Annotated in this window: 16 protein-coding genes and 2 tRNA genes; 10 read left to right on the top strand and 8 right to left on the bottom strand. The window is 52.8% G+C overall.

Annotated elements, in window-relative coordinates; all coding sequences use genetic code 11:
• The 5 genes from rpsA to pyrF all read left to right on the top strand — a co-directional run.
• Positions 1 to 1,612, top strand: a 1,612-nt coding sequence (rpsA, locus tag VOI14_RS15135; RefSeq protein WP_323752879.1) for a 30S ribosomal protein S1, incomplete at its 5' end; no start/stop codon positions are given.
• Positions 1,613 to 1,746: 134 nt separating this feature from the next.
• A complete protein-coding gene (locus VOI14_RS15140) occupies positions 1,747 to 2,043 on the top strand; it encodes an integration host factor subunit beta (RefSeq protein WP_323752880.1) in 297 nt (98 codons plus the stop codon).
• A 66-nt stretch (positions 2,044 to 2,109) separates the two neighbouring features.
• Positions 2,110 to 2,412 carry a LapA family protein gene (locus VOI14_RS15145; protein WP_323752881.1) on the top strand — a complete coding sequence of 101 codons (303 nt, stop codon included), beginning with the start codon at positions 2,110 to 2,112 and terminating at the stop codon, positions 2,410 to 2,412.
• Positions 2,412 to 3,581 (top strand): lipopolysaccharide assembly protein LapB, encoded by a 1,170-nt coding sequence (gene lapB, locus VOI14_RS15150; protein WP_323752882.1) that lies wholly within the window; start codon positions 2,412 to 2,414, stop codon positions 3,579 to 3,581. Before VOI14_RS15145 ends, lapB begins: the two co-directional genes overlap by 1 nt.
• A 31-nt stretch (positions 3,582 to 3,612) precedes the next feature.
• Positions 3,613 to 4,323: an orotidine-5'-phosphate decarboxylase gene (gene pyrF, locus VOI14_RS15155; RefSeq protein ID WP_323752883.1), complete on the top strand. Its 711-nt coding sequence runs from the start codon at positions 3,613 to 3,615 to the stop codon at positions 4,321 to 4,323.
• A gap of 123 nt (positions 4,324 to 4,446) precedes the next feature.
• Here the strand turns inward: pyrF and VOI14_RS15160 are convergent.
• Positions 4,447 to 4,522 (bottom strand) — tRNA-Asn (locus VOI14_RS15160).
• Between the two features lie 70 nt (positions 4,523 to 4,592).
• Complete coding sequence (locus VOI14_RS15165) at positions 4,593 to 5,777, bottom strand: pyridoxal phosphate-dependent aminotransferase (RefSeq protein WP_323752884.1); 1,185 nt, start codon at positions 5,775 to 5,777, stop codon at positions 4,593 to 4,595.
• 189 nt (positions 5,778 to 5,966) lie between these two features.
• On the opposite strand from VOI14_RS15165, the gene uvrB reads away from it, so the two are divergent.
• Positions 5,967 to 8,024, top strand: a complete 2,058-nt coding sequence (gene uvrB / locus VOI14_RS15170; RefSeq protein WP_323752885.1) for an excinuclease ABC subunit UvrB — start codon at positions 5,967 to 5,969, stop codon at positions 8,022 to 8,024.
• Here uvrB and rimI read toward each other — a convergent pair whose 3' ends face one another.
• Positions 8,025 to 9,140, bottom strand: a complete 1,116-nt coding sequence (gene rimI / locus VOI14_RS15175; RefSeq protein WP_323752886.1) for a ribosomal protein S18-alanine N-acetyltransferase — start codon at positions 9,138 to 9,140, stop codon at positions 8,025 to 8,027.
• A gap of 200 nt (positions 9,141 to 9,340) precedes the next feature.
• Between rimI and VOI14_RS15180 the strand changes: the two genes are divergently transcribed.
• Positions 9,341 to 10,840, top strand: coding sequence for a RimK family protein (locus VOI14_RS15180; protein ID WP_323752887.1), 1,500 nt, complete (start codon positions 9,341 to 9,343; stop codon positions 10,838 to 10,840).
• A 14-nt stretch (positions 10,841 to 10,854) separates the two neighbouring features.
• On the opposite strand, the gene VOI14_RS15185 is transcribed toward VOI14_RS15180, so the two are convergent.
• Complete coding sequence (locus VOI14_RS15185) at positions 10,855 to 12,015, bottom strand: cation diffusion facilitator family transporter (protein WP_323752888.1); 1,161 nt, start codon at positions 12,013 to 12,015, stop codon at positions 10,855 to 10,857.
• Positions 12,016 to 12,418: 403 nt separating this feature from the next.
• Between VOI14_RS15185 and VOI14_RS15190 the strand changes: the two genes are divergently transcribed.
• Complete coding sequence (locus VOI14_RS15190) at positions 12,419 to 13,444, top strand: quinone-dependent dihydroorotate dehydrogenase (protein ID WP_323752889.1); 1,026 nt, start codon at positions 12,419 to 12,421, stop codon at positions 13,442 to 13,444.
• Between the two features lie 174 nt (positions 13,445 to 13,618).
• Here VOI14_RS15190 and rmf read toward each other — a convergent pair whose 3' ends face one another.
• Entirely contained in the window at positions 13,619 to 13,831 is a 213-nt protein-coding gene (gene rmf / locus VOI14_RS15195) for a ribosome modulation factor (RefSeq protein ID WP_323752890.1), read from the bottom strand.
• Between the two features lie 318 nt (positions 13,832 to 14,149).
• Between rmf and rlmKL the strand changes: the two genes are divergently transcribed.
• Complete coding sequence (gene rlmKL / locus VOI14_RS15200; protein ID WP_323752891.1) at positions 14,150 to 16,324, top strand: bifunctional 23S rRNA (guanine(2069)-N(7))-methyltransferase RlmK/23S rRNA (guanine(2445)-N(2))-methyltransferase RlmL; 2,175 nt, start codon at positions 14,150 to 14,152, stop codon at positions 16,322 to 16,324.
• A 78-nt stretch (positions 16,325 to 16,402) separates the two neighbouring features.
• On the opposite strand, the gene VOI14_RS15205 is transcribed toward rlmKL, so the two are convergent.
• Complete coding sequence (locus tag VOI14_RS15205) at positions 16,403 to 17,005, bottom strand: outer membrane beta-barrel protein (protein ID WP_323752892.1); 603 nt, start codon at positions 17,003 to 17,005, stop codon at positions 16,403 to 16,405.
• Positions 17,006 to 17,105: 100 nt separating this feature from the next.
• Positions 17,106 to 17,597: a hypothetical protein gene (locus VOI14_RS15210; protein WP_323752893.1), complete on the bottom strand. Its 492-nt coding sequence runs from the start codon at positions 17,595 to 17,597 to the stop codon at positions 17,106 to 17,108.
• A gap of 115 nt (positions 17,598 to 17,712) precedes the next feature.
• Between VOI14_RS15210 and VOI14_RS15215 the strand changes: the two genes are divergently transcribed.
• The gene (locus VOI14_RS15215) at positions 17,713 to 18,996 is read left to right on the top strand and encodes a M18 family aminopeptidase (protein ID WP_323752894.1); all 1,284 of its coding nucleotides are present in this window, start codon (positions 17,713 to 17,715) and stop codon (positions 18,994 to 18,996) included.
• Between the two features lie 53 nt (positions 18,997 to 19,049).
• Here VOI14_RS15215 and VOI14_RS15220 read toward each other — a convergent pair.
• A tRNA-Asn gene (locus VOI14_RS15220) sits at positions 19,050 to 19,125 on the bottom strand.
• Positions 19,126 to 19,168 lie beyond the last annotated feature (43 nt).

Below are 19,168 nucleotides of genomic sequence, written 5' to 3' on the forward strand. Positions count from 1 at the left end.
CGTAGTTGATGTTGATAGCGACTGGGTCTCCGTTAACGCTGGACTGAAGTCCGAAGGCGTTATCCCCGCCTCCCAGTTCCTCAATGAAAAAGGCGAGTTGGAAGTACAAATCGGCGACGTAGTCGACGTAGCTCTCGACGCAGTTGAAGACGGTTTCGGTGAAACTCGTCTGTCTCGTGAGAAAGCGAAGCGCGCCGAAGCTTGGAAGGTTCTTGAGAAGTCCTTCGAAGCTGAAGAAGTGGTTAAAGGTATTATTAACGGTAAGGTCAAAGGTGGTTTCACTGTTGATCTGGCTGGTATCCGTGCCTTCTTGCCGGGTTCACTGGTAGATGTTCGTCCGGTTCGCGACACTGCGCACCTGGAAAACAAAGAACTCGAGTTCAAGGTTATCAAGCTGGACCAGAAGCGTAACAACGTGGTTGTTTCTCGCCGCGCCGTTCTGGAAGCTGAAAACAGCGAGCAGCGTGAAGCTCTGCTGGAAACTCTGACCGAAGGTCTGGAAATCAAAGGTATCGTCAAGAACCTGACCGACTACGGCGCGTTCGTAGATCTGGGCGGTGTTGACGGCCTGCTGCACATCACTGACATGGCTTGGAAGCGCATCAAGCACCCAAGCGAAATCGTGAATGTGGGCGACGAAATCAATGTTAAAGTCCTGAAGTTTGACCGTGAGCGCAATCGTGTTTCTCTGGGTCTGAAGCAGCTGGGCGAAGATCCTTGGGTCGATATCAAAGGTCGTTACCCAGAAAGTGCTCGGGTAACTGCTCGTGTGACCAATCTGACCGATTACGGCTGCTTTGCTGAGCTGGAAGAAGGTGTTGAAGGTCTGGTTCACGTATCCGAAATGGATTGGACCAACAAGAACATCCACCCGTCCAAGGTTGTTCAGGTAGGTGACGAAGTTGAAGTAATGATCCTGGATATCGACGAAGAGCGTCGTCGTATTTCTCTGGGTATCAAGCAGTGTGTGTCTAACCCTTGGGAAGACTTCTCTGGCAACTTCAACAAAGGTGATCGCATCTCCGGTAAGATCAAGTCAATCACTGACTTCGGTATCTTCATCGGTCTGGATGGCGGCATCGACGGACTGGTTCACCTGTCTGACATCAGCTGGAACGAAACCGGTGAAGAAGCTGTTCGTGAATACAAGAAGGGTGACGAAGTTGAAACCGTTATCCTGTCTGTTGATCCAGAGCGTGAGCGTATCTCCCTGGGTATCAAGCAGCTTGAAAGCGATCCGTTCGCCGAGTTTGTTCAGTTGAACGACAAGGGCTCCATCGTTAAGGGTACTGTTTCTGAAGTTGACGCCAAAGGCGCAACTATTGCCCTGAACGAAGAAGTTGAAGCAGTGCTGAAAGCTTCTGAAATCAGCCGTGACCGCGTTGAAGACGCGCGCAACGTTCTGAAAGAAGGCGAAGAAGTTGAAGCGAAGATCATCAGCATCGATCGCAAGAACCGTGTTATCAACCTGTCTGTTAAGTCTAAAGACGTAGAAGACGACAAGCAGGCACTGGATAGCGTACGTAGTAAGACTGCAGAAACTTCAGGTGCCACCACTATCGGTGACCTGATTAAGGAACAGATGCAGCAGCAAAACGCCAACAAAGACTAATTGTCTGGTTGGTAATGAAAAAAAACGGGCTCTAAGAGCCCGTTTTTTTTGTGTTTTTTTCTGGTTTGGCTAAACTAGAGTCATTGGAATCCAGCATTTAGGTGCGGAATAATAATGATAGAGGAAAGTGCCTCATGACGAAGTCCGAACTGGTTGAACTGGTAGCATCAAAGCAGACACAGCTCTCGGTAAAAGATGTTGAGCTGGCTGTTAAGACCATCATTGAGCACATGTCACAGGCATTGGCAGATGGTCAGCGTATTGAGATTAGAGGTTTTGGCAGTTTTTCTTTGCATCACCGTGAATCGCGGGTCGGACGAAATCCCAAAACTGGCGAAGCTGTGCAGCTGCCGGCGAAGTATGTGCCGCATTTTAAGCCCGGGAAAGAGTTGCGAGAGCAGGTTAACGATAGCTTGAAAAAGGGATTCTAATCCTGTTTTGAGTGGATCTCAGGGCACGATGAGATCGGAAATTTACCCGTCTGGAGCGTAGACGAGATGGCAGCACTGCAGAAGATTCTCTTAGTTATTCTGGTTATTATTCTGATAGTCGTTGCTCTGGTGTTCTCGCTGAATAATCAGATGGCGGTATCTCTTAACTTCCTCTTGTTTGAAACCCAGCCTCATGGTGTCGCGGTCTGGATTATCACGTCTTTTGTGCTAGGTGCACTGGTGGGTGTTCTGCTTATGTTGGTCGGGTCTTTTCGTTCATCGGTATCCCGGCGCAACCTTAAAAAGCGCCTTGAACGAGCAGAGCAAGCGCTAGAGAAATCCAGGGCTCAGAACGATCAGGCGCTTTAATGGAACTAGTGTTCAACTGGCTGCTTCTGACGGTGGCTGTAGCAGTCGGCTGGCTGGTAGGGCGATACGGGAGCTCATTTCGCCGTTCCCGTAAAACCATATCCGACGTCGACTCTGTTAAAGACCGTCTCCAATTTCTGTTCACCAACTATTCTGATCAAGCCGTTGAAAACTTTGTGCAATCCTTGCCGGTTAACAAAGATACGGTCAGCCTCCATTTGTCCATCGGTAGTCATTTTCGCAATAAAGGCGAGACCGATCGCGCCACTCTGATTCATCAAAACCTGCTGGCTCGTCCTGAGCTACCGGCTCGTTATACACCTAAAGTGACGCTTGAATTGGCCTTGGATTATCTGGGGGCAGGCCTGTTGGATAGGGCTGAGGCGCTTTTCCAGGAGCTGATGGGCGATCGGGATTACGGTCGCCGGGCTGCAAGTGAGCTGATCGAGCTGTACCAGCAAGAGAAGGAGTGGGAAAAAGCTGGCCAAGTCGCGAAAACGCTTACGCGGACGGATGCTGATCCCCTTATGTTTAAAAACCTTGCTTACATAACCTGTGAGCTTGCGGATTTAGCGCTCAAAGAGGACGATCGCTGGACCGCGAAGAAGCTATTCAGAGAAGCTCTGGAGTGCGACCCTTCTTGTGTGCGAGCCACCTTGTTGCTGATGAAGCTCTACACCCGTCAAGGAAACTTTCGGGAAGCGGGCAAACAAGGATTGAAGGTTTTCGAGCAGAATCCTCAATTTGGCCCGGAAGCGGTCGATCGGCTTATGAAACTTGAGCGTGATCACGGTGATGTCGGGCGTTTATTTAAAAAGCTGAAAAAACTCTATGAGCAACACCCGAGCACGAGCCTGTTGCTGGCACTGGTGGAATCGGTTGAGCGTTCCTCCAGTCGGCCGGCTGCCATTGATCTGCTTCGGCAGGAACTGGAGGTGCGCCCGTCGGTACGGGGCTTGCTGCGGTTGGTTGAGTTGGCTGGCTATGAAAAAGGCATGACCACAGATGAAGGGCGGTTAGTAAGCCGTATAGGTCACCTGATTCTCGCCAATCGTCCGATCTACCGCTGTGTGAATTGTGGTTTCGATGGCCAGCAGTTGCATTGGTTCTGCCCAAGCTGCAAGCAGTGGGAAACTGTTCGACCGATTCAAGGTGTGGAAGCTGAATAACGTTTTAATTTACTGACTGGGAAAACCGACTGTGCAAAACCCTCACGATCCTAAAATTATTGTTGCTTTGGACTTTCCCTCTCAGGACACGGCGCTGGCGCTTGTCGATCAGCTGGACCCTGTAAAGTGCCGCCTGAAAGTTGGCAAAGAGCTGTTTACCCGTTCCGGGCCGCAGCTCGTTAAGGCGCTGCAGGGCAGGGGCTTTGATGTGTTTCTGGATTTGAAATTCCACGACATTCCGAACACAACGTCCTCAGCTGTCGCAGCTGCAGGGGATCTTGGTGTATGGATGGTGAACGTGCATGCTTCCGGTGGCGAAAAGATGATGGTTGCCTGCCGTGAGCGTTTGGAGTCATTCGGTGCTGATAAGCCGCTACTGATCGCTGTGACGGTATTGACCAGTATGTCTGGCGAAGATTTGGCGGGCATTGGTATTACTGACTCGCCGGAAGTGCATGTCTCCCGTTTGGCGACCCTGACAAAAAATTGCGGTCTGGATGGTGTTGTGTGTTCTGCTCAAGAGGCGCCGCGCTTGAAAGCCGAGCAGGGTGCTGGCTTTCAGCTTATTACCCCGGGTATTCGTCCGCTGACGGCTGATAAGGGTGACCAGCAGCGCATTATGACCCCCGCGGATGCCCTTAAAGCCGGTTCCGACTACCTTGTCATTGGTCGCCCGATCACCCAGGCTGCTGACCCTCTGGCGGCTCTTGAGGCTGTTCATGCTGAGGTTGTTGCCGTTTGAATTTGTCTGCTTGGGTTGTGGGAGCCATCTCCCGCAACCCAAGATCAAACTTCAGGTGTCCAAGGCAAAATCGAAGCAAAAAAAAGCCCGCTAATTCAGAGAACTAGCAGGCTTTTGAAATAGTGGCTCCCCGAGCTGGGCTCGAACCAGCGACAAACGGATTAACAGTCCGTTGCTCTACCAACTGAGCTATCGGGGAACATCGTCGTGTGACGAGGCGCGTATATTAGTGTGGCCATACCGCCTCGTCAACCCCTCAACTAAAAAAATTAGCCAAGAGTTTTTTCCAAACGCTCAATTGCCTTTTGGAGGTTGTCCATGCTGGTGGCGAAGCTCAACCGCATGTGGCCGGGACTACCAAAAGCCGAACCCGGAACCAGGGCAACGCCGGCTTCGCTCAGCAGCTTCTCGGCAAACTCAACATCGGTGCTTACGCCGTCAGTGGCGTCAATCGCGCCCTGGAAGCTTGGGAACACGTAGAAGGTGCCGTCGCCGTATGGGCACTCAACACCCGGTAGCTTGTTCAGGGCGTCAACCAGCCAGTCGTGGCGCTGTTTGAATGACTTGACCATCTCGCTTACACAGGCCTGATCACCATCAAGAGCGGCGGTAGCTGCTGCCTGAGAGATAGAGCAGGGGTTTGAGGTGCTTTGAGACTGAATCTTCTTCATGGCACCGATGATCTTCGCCGGACCTGCCGCATAACCGATACGCCAGCCTGTCATGGAGTAGGCTTTGGAAACGCCGTTCAGTACGAAGGTGCGCTCATACAGCTCGGGGCAGGCGTTCACGATGTTGCAGAACGGCTTTCCGGTCCACAGAATCGGCTCGTACATGTCGTCCGTGGCGATCATGATGTTCGGGTGCTTCTTCAGTACTTCACCAATGGCCTTTAGCTCTTCCATCGAGTAGGCCATGCCACTCGGGTTGGACGGGCTGTTGATCACAAACAGACGAGTGCGATCAGTGATCGCATTTTCAAGCTGCTCCGGGGTGATCTTGAAGCGGGTATCGACACTGGTTTCGATGATGACGGGCTTGCCTTCTGCAACCAGCACCATGTCCGGGTAAGATACCCAATATGGGGCTGGAATGATGGCTTCGTCACCAGGGTTCAATGTGGCTAGAGCCAGGTTGAAAAAGCTTTGCTTTCCGCCACTGGATACCAAAATCTGATTGGCTTCGTATTCCAGGCCGTTGTCACGTTTGAACTTCGCAATGATCGCTTTTTTCAGAGCAGGCGTACCATCAACGGCGGTGTACTTGGTTTGACCGTTGGTAATGGCTTCAATAGCGGCCTGTTTGATGTGCTCTGGGGTATCGAAGTCCGGCTCGCCAGCACCTAAGCCAATAATGTCTTGGCCAGCAGCGCGAAGTTCCGCGGCTTTGTTGGTAACTGCGAGGGTGGGGGATGGCTTGATAGCCTGTACACGGCTGGAAAGTTGAAGGTCCAAACTTGAGCTCCTTAAAGCTGCGTCTTATGGGCTGCGACCGGCGTGATCGCTCAGCGGGTATACTTCCCGGCTGAATATTACACGGCCGTCGATCGGGCTGATGGTATCATGAAGCAGCGGTATCGCTAAATTTCTTGTAAGTAGTAGCCGTGATGGTTGCTATTGATGATTGGAGGTTCTTTGCCAGTTATGGCCAGTAAATCACCTAGTGCTACCAAAGAGGGCGCGTTTCGTGTCGAGTCTCCCTATCAGCCCGCCGGCGACCAGCCCACGGCGATTGCCGGACTGGTAGATGGTATTCACTCAGGATTGGCACACCAGACCCTGCTGGGTGTGACCGGCTCTGGTAAAACCTTTACCGTCGCCAATGTGATCCAGGAGGTTCAGCGGCCGACCATTGTGATGGCCCATAATAAAACTCTGGCGGCGCAGTTGTACGGTGAATTCAAAGAATTCTTCCCAGACAACGCGGTGGAGTATTTCGTTTCCTACTACGACTATTACCAGCCTGAAGCCTATGTGCCATCGTCCGATACGTTTATCGAAAAAGATGCTTCGATCAACGAGCACATCGAACAGATGCGTTTGTCGGCGACCAAGGCACTGCTGGAGCGTCCCGATGCGATTATTGTGGCCTCTGTGTCGTCGATCTACGGCTTGGGTGATCCTGAATCCTATATGAAGATGATGCTGCATCTGGATCGTGGTGATCCGGTTGAACAGCGCGATATCCTGCGTCGGTTGGCGGAGCTGCAATACACCCGCAATGATGTTGAATTTCACCGGGCGAACTACCGGGTTCGAGGTGATGTGATTGATGTGTTCCCGGCCGAATCCGAGCGTGAAGCCATACGCATTGAGCTGTTTGACGATGAAGTCGAGCAGTTAAGTTATTTTGACCCTCTCACCGGTGAGGTGCTGCGCCGGGTGCCGCGAGTCACTATTTACCCTAAGTCTCACTACGTAACCCCGCGTCAGAAAGTGCTGGATGCGGTTGAAAATATCAAAGTGGAACTCGATGAGCGGTTGAAACAGCTGCGCGATAACCATCGTTTGGTTGAGGCGCAGCGATTGGAGGAGCGGACACGTTACGACATCGAGATGATGCTGGAGTTGGGGTACTGTAACGGCATCGAAAACTACTCTCGGTATCTGTCTGGTCGGGATCCGGGCGCGCCGCCACCTACCTTGTTCGACTACCTGCCACCGAATGCTTTGCTGGTAGTGGATGAATCCCACGTGACGATTTCACAAATCGGTGCCATGTACAAAGGCGACCGTTCGCGGAAAGAGACCTTGGTTGAGTATGGCTTCCGGTTGCCGTCCGCACTGGATAACCGCCCCATGCGGTTTGAAGAGTGGGAGCGAATTGCGCCACAGATGATTTTTGTCTCGGCAACGCCCGGTAACTACGAGGCAGAGCATGCCGGGCAGGTGCTGGAACAGGTGGTTCGGCCGACAGGCTTGCTCGACCCTTTGATTGAGGTTCGGCCTGCGTCGACTCAGGTGGACGATCTGCTTTCCGAGATTCATGCTCGGGTAGAGGTTAAGGAACGGGTACTGGTTACCACGTTAACCAAACGAATGGCGGAAGACTTAACCGACTTCTTGATGGAACACGACATACGAGTGCGCTATCTACACTCGGACATCGATACCGTTGAGCGCGTAGAGATCATTCGTGATCTACGTCGGGGTGAGTTTGATGTGTTGGTCGGCATCAACTTGCTGCGGGAAGGGTTGGACATGCCCGAGGTTTCTTTGGTGGCCATTCTGGATGCCGACAAAGAAGGCTTCCTGCGTAGCGAGCGATCGCTGATTCAGACCATCGGACGGGCCGCTCGAAACGTGAACGGCAAAGCGATTCTTTATGGTGACCGGATCACCGGCTCCATGCAGCGAGCGCTGGATGAAACCGAGCGTCGCCGTGCCAAGCAGCAGGCTCATAACGAAGAGCACGGCATCACACCGACCGGCCTGAACAAAAAGATCGCCGATATCATGGAAGGTGCACCTGGCGGGGGGCGTGGTCGTCGCAAGGCAGAGCGGCCGGGTCAGAAAGCTGCAGAGGAGGCGGAAGATTACCTCGTTGCAGCAAGTAGGCGGTCTCCGCAAGAGTTGCTTAAAGAAGTGGCGGCTCTCGAAGACGAGATGTTCAAAGCCGCTGCTGATCTGGACTTTGAAGCAGCGGCTCGTTTACGGGATCGGATATCTGAGTTAAAGGAAGCAGCGATCCGCAATGGCTGATCAGGCTCTCCGAGGGCCGACAATTACCGCTGCTTGCAGAGGTTGATTGCGGCCATAGCTCGCTATCTTGCTGAAGACCTGTTTGTCGATCGGTAGATATTGTTTATCGGCCACGGTTTCGCTTTCTTCGGCGTCGATCTCCGGGTCGTGCAGGTATACGAAATCGTCATCGATAGCGCATACGGTTACCCAGTGGGGAACCCGGCTGCGGTTTAGTTGCCAGGTGCTGATCAGAATGACTGGAATCTGGCCTTTGTGCAGTGCGGTTTCCATCGCCTCCAATGTTAGTGGATCGTGGTGTATCTGAATGCCTGTTTGCCCGATGTCATAGAGAAAACCTTCGTGTACCAGTTCCAGTACGCGCTTTTTATCGTCATTACGGACGGTATCTTTGAACAGTGCGCCTTCTTGACTGATCCAGGCACTGGCGGCAAAACCACGGTGCCAAGCCGAAAGAGCGAGGCCATGGGGGCCGCACCCGCCGTGACCGGCGAGCATGAAAATAGTGGTGGCTTCGCGCCAGATTTTAAGCTCTTCAAGCGTGGTCAGGGGTTGCTGTTCATCCAATGCGGACAGGGCCATCATCAGGGCCGATGGGCCGCATGTGAATTCGGTGGTTTGTGGATAGTACGGAACCGGAAGAAACGCTCTTGAGGGTTCGTAGTACAGAATCCGCCGCTCAAACCGCAGCGCGGTGCCTTGGTCTTCATAGTAATCTCGGTAAGTGCCGAATTGGCGATAGCCCAAGCGCCGATAGAGATTGATGGCGCTGGTGTTATCTTCGCGCACCTCGAGGCGCATGATGATGCGGTCGGCATCGCAAGCTTCCTTCTCCGCCTCTTTGATCAGTTTTTCTCCCAAACCTTTCCCGCGTACTGTCGGCGACACAGCAATGGAGTAGATTCTGGCCAACCGAGTTGCTGCACTCATGAGGATCAAACAGTACCCCACCAATTCCGAATCGAGCTCCGCAACGATCAGCCGATCTCTGGGGACTTCCAGAAAGCGGCGAAAGCTCCGGCGTGAAATGCGGTCTTCAGAAAAACATCGGTTTTCAAGCACCACGAGGTTTTTGAGATCGTCAGCGACAGCGTGTCGCAGCAGTACGTCTTGCATGGCGGTTGAACCCCGAAGCGCAGAGTAGGCGGGTAGGAGAGCAGACTCCTCCACTGCAGCTATTATGGTAGAGACAGGGGGCTTCCGGTAGCGTGCAAGCATTCGTAAAAGCACTCATCAATGGTTGATTGTGGCGCGCCTTGGTGCGGCGTATTGTTGCGCCAATTGCCCGGCAGAACCTTCAGGGAGGTATGTCTGTTATGTCCCGTTTATTAATCGTTGTGGATCGTACGAAAGATTGGGCGCCTTATTACCCAAGCGATGATGTGCTCACCTTTGACCAGTACCTGAAGTTTACGGCTCCTGCTAACAGTAGGGTGCGGGTTATTAACCTTTGTCTGAGCGCCAAATACCTGAGCCGGGGCTACTACTGCTCGTTGTTGGCGGAAGCGCGAGGCCACCATGTTGTGCCCTCGGTGATGACGCTGAACGATCTCAGTCGCAAAGGATTGTTTTCTCTTGAGCTGGAGGAGTTGGACTCTAGCGTTATCCAGTGGCTGGAAAATGAAGCTCAGGAGATCGATCCTTCCACAGACGAACGGGCTGCTACCCATGAAGTCCGGATTCGCACTTACTTTGGTCAAGCTGAACATGCCGATCTGAAGCCAGTGGCACGGGCCCTGTTTGAGCGCTTTCCTTGCCCAATCCTTGAGGTGGTGTTCCGCCACCGAAAACAGTGGCAAATCGAATCGATGAAGCCGGCGTGTCCGGCAGATTTAAATGAACGTGAACAAGACCTGTTTGCAGAAGCCTTCGATCGCTTCAGCAGTATGGTTTGGCGCAAACCCAAAACGCGCCGTCGTTATCGTTTTGACCTTGCCATGCTGGTGAATCCGGATGAGGAAATGCCCCCGAGTGATGAAGCGGCGCTAAAGAGATTCGAGCGTGCGGGTCGTAAGCTGGGTATTAATGTCGAACGCATTACGCGCCGGGATTACATGCGGTTGCCGGAATACGATGGTTTGTTTATTCGAGAAACCACCGCGATTGACCATCATACCTACCGTTTCGCTCGTAAGGCTGAGGCGGAAGGCTTGGTGGTGATTGATGATCCGGTCTCTATCCTGCGCTGCACCAATAAGGTGTTTTTGGCTGACTTGCTGAAAAACAACAAGGTGCCGACACCAAAGACGCTGATTCTTTCCAAAGACCAGAAAGATGCTGTCGAGCAGGTGGTTAGCGAGCTGGATTTTCCGGTCGTGATCAAAATTCCGGACGGTGCTTTTTCACTTGGCGTGGCGAAAGCCAAGGATGAAGCCGAGTTAAGAGTGGGCTTGAAAGATCTGTTCAAACAGTCTGCTCTGGTGCTCGCGCAGGAGTATTTTTACACCGAGTACGATTGGCGGATAGGTGTCCTGGGTGGCCGTGCAATATACGCCTGTAAATACATGATGGTGAAAGGGCATTGGCAGATCTATCAGCACGGAGGGGCGGCGGTAGAAAGCGGCGACTTTGAAACCATGCCGACTTATGAGGTGCCAAGAAATGTGATTCAGGCGGCGCTTAATTCGACTCGTCTGATCGGTAATGGGTTATACGGCGTAGACATCAAGCAAGCGGGTAACCGGGTTGCGGTGATCGAGGTGAACGACAACCCAAGTATGGACTCGGGAGTTGAAGACAAATTTCTTGGGGGTGAACTTTACACATTGGTCATGCAGGAATTCCTTTCCCGCATGGAAGACAAACGCCGCCGGTAATTCCGGCCAGTGAATCAGGCTGCTACCCAGATTCGGACGCTGCCAAGCCAAGACGCATCGGCTAGGGCTTCTCGAATCCGGTGGTTTGTGAGCTCCGGGGCAGGGTGGTCCTCGTCCAGAAAGACCTCTAGGTGCACGTGGTGTTCCAGATAGTGGAGCCCCAGTCGACTATGAGGCGGCAATTCACCTAAAGCCTGTGTCAGCTGCGCGTGAATGTCTTCCCGGGAAGGAAGATCCGGCTCATTCAGTGATGGGATTGCTTCATCGTTCTCTGCATCAATATGAAAGTTGATGTCTTGAATGTTGTCGAGGACCTCACGCATGCCGGTAACGACCTTAAGGCCAATTTGATGACCTTCAGAGACGCTGATTTCCGGCCGCACCACGAGATCGATATCCAGCAGAATGTCCTGGCCCATACGCCGGCTTCGCAGTTCATGTACGTTTCTAACGCCAGGGGTTGCCAGAGCGATGGCGCGGAGCTTTTCTGTATCTTCCGTGGATAAGCCGGTGTCGATAAGTTCTTTGACACTGTCCCAGGTGAACTTCCAACCTATGTGCACAATGATGATCGCAACGGCCACCGCGGCAAGCGTGTCCAGCCATATCACCCCAAGCATTGCGCCGATGGTTGAAAGCAGAACAACGACGGATGAAATGGCATCGGTGCGGCTATGCCAGGCGTTGGCCACGATCAGGTCTGAGCGAATTTTGAGACCCACGTGCCGGGTGTAACGGAAAATCCACTCTTTGCCCAACACAGAGATGGCTGCTGCAACCAGCACTGGCCAGCTCGGAACATTCAGGTCCTCGCCTGCAATTAAGCGCAGTATGTTTTCCCAGGCCAGAGCTGCGCCGACCGCAATGAGTAGGCTGCCCAATAACAGGGTGCCCAATGTTTCGATCCTTTGGTGGCCATACGGATGATCCTCATCCGGGCCTTTGCGGGATAGCCGCATCACGGCCAGGACGACCCAGTCAGAGGCGACGTCGGTAAAGGAATGAATTCCGTCGACCACCAGAGCATGGGAGTGGAACAAAGTACCGGCAACGACTTTAATCAAACCCAGAAACGCGTCGAGCAGCATGCCGATAATGGTGACTTTGGAGGCTGCATGCTTTTCGGCTTCGAGGTTGCGTTCGGGGTTTTGGTGGCTGCTAGAGGTGCTTTCCATTCGGGTGGGCTCCGATGTATTCCTTTTGCGCCAGTATAGTCCCAAAAAATTAAAAAAGGGCTTGCAAAATCAAGAATGACCGACGGTTTTATGCACATTGTGAAATGTTAATCGCTAGCTACCATTGTGTTACGGTTTTCGTCAATTCTTATTTCAATCTTTGTAACCTTTTGAAATTAAAGCATTAAAATGCTGATCAAAAAATGATCAATCTGTAGGCTGGCGCAGTAATCAAGGCTTAGAAACGTTTGCCCCGACCTTATTAACAGAGTTATCCACAGATTCCGTGGAAAAGCCTCGGAAGCCTCTGTGGCATGCGGCTTTTGGCGACATTTGTCGGATCAAGAGGATGGTGTGGAAAACTTCCGGTATACTCCCGTCACCCCTTGCAAGGAGTTGTCTGATGTACCCCGTTCTTCGAAATTTTTTATTCCGGCTACCGCCAGAGCAGGCTCACCATGTTGCTTTAAAGAGCCTCGACGTTGCTCAAAAGTTGGGCATGCTCAATGTATTTACTCGCCACCCTGATCCATGTCCTGTGAACGTTATGGGTCTGGAGTTTCCGAATCCGGTGGGGTTGGCTGCGGGCTTGGACAAAAATGCAGATCATTTGGACGCGTTAGGTGCATTAGGCTTCGGGTTCATCGAAGTGGGGACGGTTACGCCTGTGGCGCAGCCAGGCAACCCAAAGCCGCGGATGTTTCGGTTGCCGGAGCATGAAGCCATTATTAATCGAATGGGCTTCAATAATGAAGGGCTCGAGCATTTGATCGGCAATGTCGAGAACCGGCGTTATAAGGGAATACTTGGTATCAATGTCGGCAAGAACAAAGACACGCCGAACGAGCAATCAGAGTCTGATTATCGTAAAGGTATTGCGGCGGTTTATCGTTACGCTGATTACATCACCGTGAATGTATCATCGCCAAATACACCAGGCCTGCGTGACCTGCAGTTCGGTGATTCATTAAAGCAGTTGCTGCACGCGATTAAAGACGAACAAACACGCTGCCACGAAGCGCACGGGCGATACGTGCCGGTGGCAGTAAAAATTGCGCCGGACATGGATGATGAAGGTGTACGGTTTGTGGCTGCCGCTCTGCTAGAGGCGGGGTTGGATGGTGTAATTGCCACCAACACGACAATCAGCCGAGACGCCGTTCGGGGGCACCAGCACGAGCAAGAAGCCGGCGGATTGAGCGGGGCGCCGGTACGTGAGTCGTCAGTACGAGTTATTGCGGGCCTGTACGCTGAGTTAGGCGACCGGATACCCATCATTGGTGTCGGCGGGATTACAGATGCCGAGAGCGCGGCCGAGAAAATTCGGGCAGGTGCTAAGTTGGTGCAAATCTACACTGGCTTTATTTATAAAGGCCCAAGGCTGATTGGTGAAGCGGTAGAGGCGATCCGAAAAGAGTGGCAGGTATAAAATGGTAGGGCCCGCATGGCGGGCCCTTTGCGGGGAATAAACCCCGTGGCGCTTCTTCGCATGGTACGGGGCGGGTGGCCCCGTTTCGGTTGCTCGGAATACTGCGTCAAATTGTCGTGTTACTGTGTGTGAAAAAAAACAGATCAAGCTAACTGATGTAGGCCAACACCGCGGTTATGTTGCGGTTACGTTGGCTAACTTGTGGATGCCGGAAACGCCGGTCATGCCCTCCCAGTTATCTGTGCGGCCTTCTCGCCACCCGTTCAACCATTCTTGGCGCGCTTCTGGTTGATCTATGGGGCAGCTGTCTTTGGATTTTCCGGACACGCCAGCGAGGTATCCCCGCTTGAATGCACGAGCGTAAACGTCTCTTTTCTGTCTTTTCATGCCGTTCCTCACTATGGATTAACAGAACAAGCGTGTACACATCTGCGGTGACCATGGCTTTGGGTCCCATCCGGGATAACCCACTATTGCCAGCTCCGGTCAGAGCAGTCAGGATCCTGTTAATGGAAGCTTTAATTGTTGCTTCCAGAACGACGCGTCAAGTACAAGGTAAGACGAACCTTGATGAGAAGTACACTAATGATTTCGTCTATATGAATGCTTTCTTATAGATTTATGAAATAACGATGACAGCCCATTTTGGGTTTCGCTGCGAATCCAGCGGCTTACCAGCTTTATCTAGAAAACCAGGAGTTGATTTTGTCCAAGTATGTCTTTTTTGTAACCTGCCCGAAGGGCGTAGAGTATCTCCTGGGTGATGAGTTGGAGACTTTTGGCCTCACGCTGGTGCGAAATGCGCCTGCGGGTGTCTGGGTTGAAGGTGAAATGGAAGCCGGATATCGAGCTTGCATGTGGTCCCGGTTGGCGAACAGGGTGATTCTGCACATAGACGAAGTCGATGCTCGTAGTGCTGAGGAACTTTACGATGGCATTGTGAGATTGGATTGGCAGGCGCACATTCCTGAAGGTGGTAGTTTTCGCGTGAATTTCCTTGGGCAGAACGAAGCGCTCAGAAACACCCAGTTTGGTGCGCAGAAAGTGAAGGATGGCATCGTTGACAGCATTCGGGGCGCTGGCGCACCGAGGCCGGCGGTTGCCCAGAAAGATCCGGACGTGACTATTTCTGCCCGGCTGAACCGCGGCCGTTTGGCCGTTGGTCTTGATCTCAGCGGCCACAGTCTTCATATGCGGGGCTATCGCACGGAACAAGGCCTGGCGCCTTTGAAAGAAAACCTGGCCGCCGCCATTCTATTGCGTGCGGGGTGGCCGACCACCGCCACTGCAGGTGGGGATTTTGTAGATCCCATGTGTGGCTCCGGTACATTGTTGATCGAAGCGGCTCTGATGGCTCTGGATATCGCGCCGGGCCGCCGCCAGGAACGATTCGGATTTGAGAAATGGCCCGGCCACCAGCCTGAGTTATGGTTGGGTATTCGCCAGGAAGCCGAGCGCCGCGCACACGAAGGCAAGCAGGGACGTGTGCCAGTATTCGCTGGATTCGATCAGGACAGCCGTGTACTGGATACTGCCCGAAGAAACATTCAGAGAGCCGGTCTTGAAGGTATTGTCACGGTGGAGCAGCGTTCGCTCAGCGATTTTGCCCGCCAGGACGACTGGGCGGATCAGGGGCTGATCTTGACGAACCCGCCGTACGGTGAGCGGTTAAGCGAGCGGAATGTGCTTGCAGCGCTTTACCAGAGCATCGGTGAGGTTGTGCTTCGTGAGCTGGCTGGCTGGCGTCTGGGTGTGTTTACCGGCGCTCCTGAGTTCGGCAAATCCGTGGGGCTGAGAAGCTTCAAGCAATACAACCTGTTTAACGGCAAGCTGCCTGCGCAATTGCTGTTGTTTGAAATTCGCCCTGAAAACGCGAGGACTCCGAGAGACCCAGCGGCCGCTGGCCAAGTGGTCCCTCGGATCGTGAATGCCGAGCGGGCGGAGATGCTTCGGAACCGTTTGAAGAAGAACGTGAAATCCATCGGGCAATGGGCCAGAAAGCAAAATATTGGCAGCTACCGCCTATACGATGCCGACATGCCGGAATACGCGCTGGCCATCGATATCTATGACGGCAGGGTACACGTTCAGGAATATCTGGCGCCAAAGTCCATCGACGAAAGGGCCGCCCGCGAACGTTTGGCTGAAGCCTTGGCTATCATTCCAGATGTGCTGGATATTGATCCCAAGGACATGGTTTGCAAACAGCGCCAGCGCCAGAGCGGTACCAAGCAATATGAAAAGCAGGCTGCGACGGGCGAGTATCTTAACGTGCAAGAACACGGCTGCACGCTGAAAGTTAACCTGAAAGATTATCTCGATACCGGCTTGTTCCTGGATCACCGCCCCGTCCGCCATTGGATTCAGCAGAATGCCCAAGGTAAGCGGTTCCTGAACCTGTTTTGTTACACCGGCGCAGCAACCGTACATGCCGCTGTCGGCGGTGCCAGTCGCTCGCTGAGTCTGGATATGTCCAAAACCTACGTGAACTGGGCGATGGATAACCTGTCCTTGAACGGAGCAGACCCGCGTAAGCATCTGGTCGAGCAGGCTGACTGCCTGGCATGGCTGGTGGACAAGCGAACGGCTAATCAAACCTTTGACCTGATCTTCATGGACCCGCCAACCTTCTCCAACTCAGCCCGTATGGCTGGTGTGTTGGATGTTCAGCGTGATCATGGTGTGATGGTTCGCCAATGCATGGAGCGCTTGTCCACCGATGGCTTGCTGATCTTCTCCAACAACTTCCGGAAGTTCAAGCTGGATGAAGATTTGGCTGCGGAATTTGATGTGAAAGAGGTGACTGCGAGCACTCTGGATAAGGATTTTCAGCGGAACCAGAAGATCCACCAGTGCTGGCATATTCAGCACAAGGTCTGAATTGAATAGGGAAGAAGGCAGGCGAGGCCCTCGCCTGCCTTCCCGAAGTTTCAAGCGGGCGTCAGGTCCGGTGCAGGATTAAAATTCGTAACGAATCCCCGATGAAAACTGAAAGGCATTCGCATTGGTATCGGTATCTTCAAACAATTTACCGCCTTCAAGCACCAGATACATGCTGTCGATTAACTCAAAATCGATACCCGCTATCCAGCTGAAGCTGAAGCTGCTGCTCGGGTAGTCCTCGCCAAATTCCTCAAATTCCTGACTTCGAAGCTCATCTGGGCGTTCAAGCGTCGCCTCACCACGGACGTGAGTAAAGCCTGCCTGGGCATACACATTGCCAAGCTCACCTACCGGGTAGTGCAACCCCATATACCAGCTGCCGTAGTAATCGACGGCGAGGCTGAAATCACTGTTGATTTCAGCCTCTTTATAACCGCCGCCCAAGCGGACTTCGGCGTGAATGAGATCGTTCAGGTGCCCACCAATCACCAGAGTGCCTGCTTGGCTCCAGGCATCTTCTTTGGAAAACTCTCCAATGGAACGATGCTCAAGGGTGGTCGCCAGCAGGCCAACGTAGTGTTTGTCTGAGCGGGGTGTTTCCTGAGCTTGAGTGGTAACAGGTAACACGCACAGGGTCATCACGCTGGTGGAGAGGAAACGGGTTGCGACCTTATTCATTATTATCTGGCTTCCTGTCAGTAACGGTGCTGACGCCAGATTCTGCCTTGTGTAACGCTTTGTTACGCAGACACCTGTCACACTTCGTTGTCTCTAGCGCTCAGCCGAGCAAGTCATCCAGTAACCCGGCCTCACGCGCCATCAGCAATAAAGCGTACACGCCGTTTTCGGGAAGCTGAGGTTCGAGCCCTTCTTCAAACATCAGCTCACGCCGCCGGTCTTCCAAAGTGCCAGCGCCCAAATCGGTAATCAGGTCGGCGATAGGGGCAATTTCGAAAGGGGTTTCTTGTTTTACGGCCTCGAAAATAAGGTCTGCAAGAATCTCATCCGGATCCATGCCGTCCACGTAGATCGTTTGCCCCGGCAGGTCTTCGTGAAGCTCGCGAACAAGCTCAAGAATAGGTACTCCCTGTTCCTCGAGGTAGAACAGGTCTATGTCTCCGAGATCTGCGCCATCGGGAATCCAGGCTTCATCGGGAGCAATGACTACGGATTTCATTTGCCCATCTTCCAAAGACCAGGCAATGGCTACAGGGAAAAGTGCTTCGTCAGTTTGGCAGTATTCGATGTCCAGGAAACGGGGTATCGACACAGTGAGCTCCGGCTTAAATCGTTGGATTACTAATAGGGAGAAGCTGCCAGCCTGTAGGCGAGTTAGCGGCTTCATGCCATACTGTAGTGGCCATTATCATGCAATCAGGAAGATCATGGAACACATTGAATTTAATAATGACTTGTTGCAGTTTCTGAACGCATCGCCCACGCCTTGGCATGCGGTGAATGTTATGAAAGAACGCCTTGACGCATCCGGTTTCGAACAGCTGGATGAGCGGGACGAATGGGCTCTGGAGCAAGGTAAAAGCTATTACGCGATTCGTAATGGCTCTTCCATCATTGCGTTTCGTACCGGTAAGAACGGTGCCGAGAATTCTGGCATTCGTATGGTCGGTGCCCATACCGATAGTCCATGCCTGAAAGTAAAACCGAACCCGGAACTCTGCCGCAAGGGGTACTTCCAGTTAGGTGTTGAAGTCTACGGCGGTGTGTTACTGAACCCTTGGTTTGACCGTGATCTCTCCCTGGCAGGCAGGGTGACGGTGCTTGATGAGGATGGGAAAGTTCAGGACGTTTTGGTTGATTTTAAAAAGCCCGTTGCCATCATCCCGAACCTGGCGATCCACCTGGACCGTGAAGCCAATAGTAACCGCTCGGTTAACGCCCAGACAGACCTGCCGCCTATACTGATGCAAGCCTCTGAGACGCAAGTGTTCAGCGATTTGCTCAAAGAACAGATTGTCAGCGAATCCGGCCTGAAAACCAGCAAGGTTCTTGGCTATGAGCTCAGCTTTTACGATGCGCAAAATGCCGCATTGGTTGGTCTGAAAGAAGACTTTCTGGCTTCCGCCCGTCTGGACAACCTTCTGAGCTGTTACATCGGGCTGCAAGCGCTCCTCGAAACATCGGGAGACGAAGCAGCACTGCTGGTGTGCAACGACCATGAAGAAGTCGGCAGTGTGTCGGCAGAAGGCGCGCAAGGGCCCTTCCTGGGTGACGTGTTGGAGCGCTGGTGTGGCGCCGGTAAGGGCAGGGCGATTGCCCGGTCCATGATGGTCTCGGCGGACAACGCGCACGGTGTGCACCCGAACTATATGGATAAACACGACGAAAACCACGGCCCCATATTGAACCAAGGGCCGGTGATCAAAGTGAATCATAACCAGCGCTATGCAACCAACAGCCGTTCAGCTGCGTTATATAGACACATCAGTGATGAGTTGGGGCTGCCACACCAGACTTTTGTGGTGCGAAGTGACATGGGATGCGGCAGTACTATCGGACCACTGACCGCCGCGAACCTTGGCGTAACAACACTGGATATTGGTGTTCCGCAGTTTGCGATGCATTCGATTCGAGAGCTGATTGGTGTGCAGGATGGCTTCACCCTGTATCAGGTTCTTAAAGAATTCATGCAGCGGGAAGAAGTGTTTTGACGTAGAAAGAAAAAAGCCGCTGATTGAGACAATCAGCGGCTTTTTAAAAGAAGTGGCTCCCCGAGCTGGGCTCGAACCAGCGACAAACGGATTAACAGTCCGTTGCTCTACCAACTGAGCTATCGGGGAACAGCATCAATGTGCGGCGCATATTAAGGACTTTGATTTGGTT

This window comes from Marinobacter sp., from assembly GCF_034669625.1.
In the GTDB taxonomy this organism is placed as follows: Bacteria; Pseudomonadota; Gammaproteobacteria; order Pseudomonadales; family Oleiphilaceae; genus Marinobacter.

Excerpts from the sequence above, each read along its gene's own strand:
- VOI14_RS15140 (WP_323752880.1), top strand. The coding sequence starts at position 1,747 with ATGACGAAGTCCGAACTGGTTGAACTGGTAGCATCAAAGCAGACACAG.
- VOI14_RS15145 (WP_323752881.1), top strand. The coding sequence starts at position 2,110 with ATGGCAGCACTGCAGAAGATTCTCTTAGTTATTCTGGTTATTATTCTG.
- lapB (WP_323752882.1), top strand. The coding sequence starts at position 2,412 with ATGGAACTAGTGTTCAACTGGCTGCTTCTGACGGTGGCTGTAGCAGTC.
- uvrB (WP_323752885.1), top strand. The coding sequence starts at position 5,967 with ATGGCCAGTAAATCACCTAGTGCTACCAAAGAGGGCGCGTTTCGTGTC.
- rimI (WP_323752886.1), bottom strand. The coding sequence starts at position 9,140 with ATGCAAGACGTACTGCTGCGACACGCTGTCGCTGACGATCTCAAAAAC.
- VOI14_RS15180 (WP_323752887.1), top strand. The coding sequence starts at position 9,341 with ATGTCCCGTTTATTAATCGTTGTGGATCGTACGAAAGATTGGGCGCCT.
- VOI14_RS15185 (WP_323752888.1), bottom strand. The coding sequence starts at position 12,015 with ATGGAAAGCACCTCTAGCAGCCACCAAAACCCCGAACGCAACCTCGAA.
- VOI14_RS15190 (WP_323752889.1), top strand. The coding sequence starts at position 12,419 with ATGTACCCCGTTCTTCGAAATTTTTTATTCCGGCTACCGCCAGAGCAG.
- rmf (WP_323752890.1), bottom strand. The coding sequence starts at position 13,831 with ATGAAAAGACAGAAAAGAGACGTTTACGCTCGTGCATTCAAGCGGGGA.
- VOI14_RS15205 (WP_323752892.1), bottom strand. The coding sequence starts at position 17,005 with ATGAATAAGGTCGCAACCCGTTTCCTCTCCACCAGCGTGATGACCCTG.
- VOI14_RS15215 (WP_323752894.1), top strand. The coding sequence starts at position 17,713 with ATGGAACACATTGAATTTAATAATGACTTGTTGCAGTTTCTGAACGCA.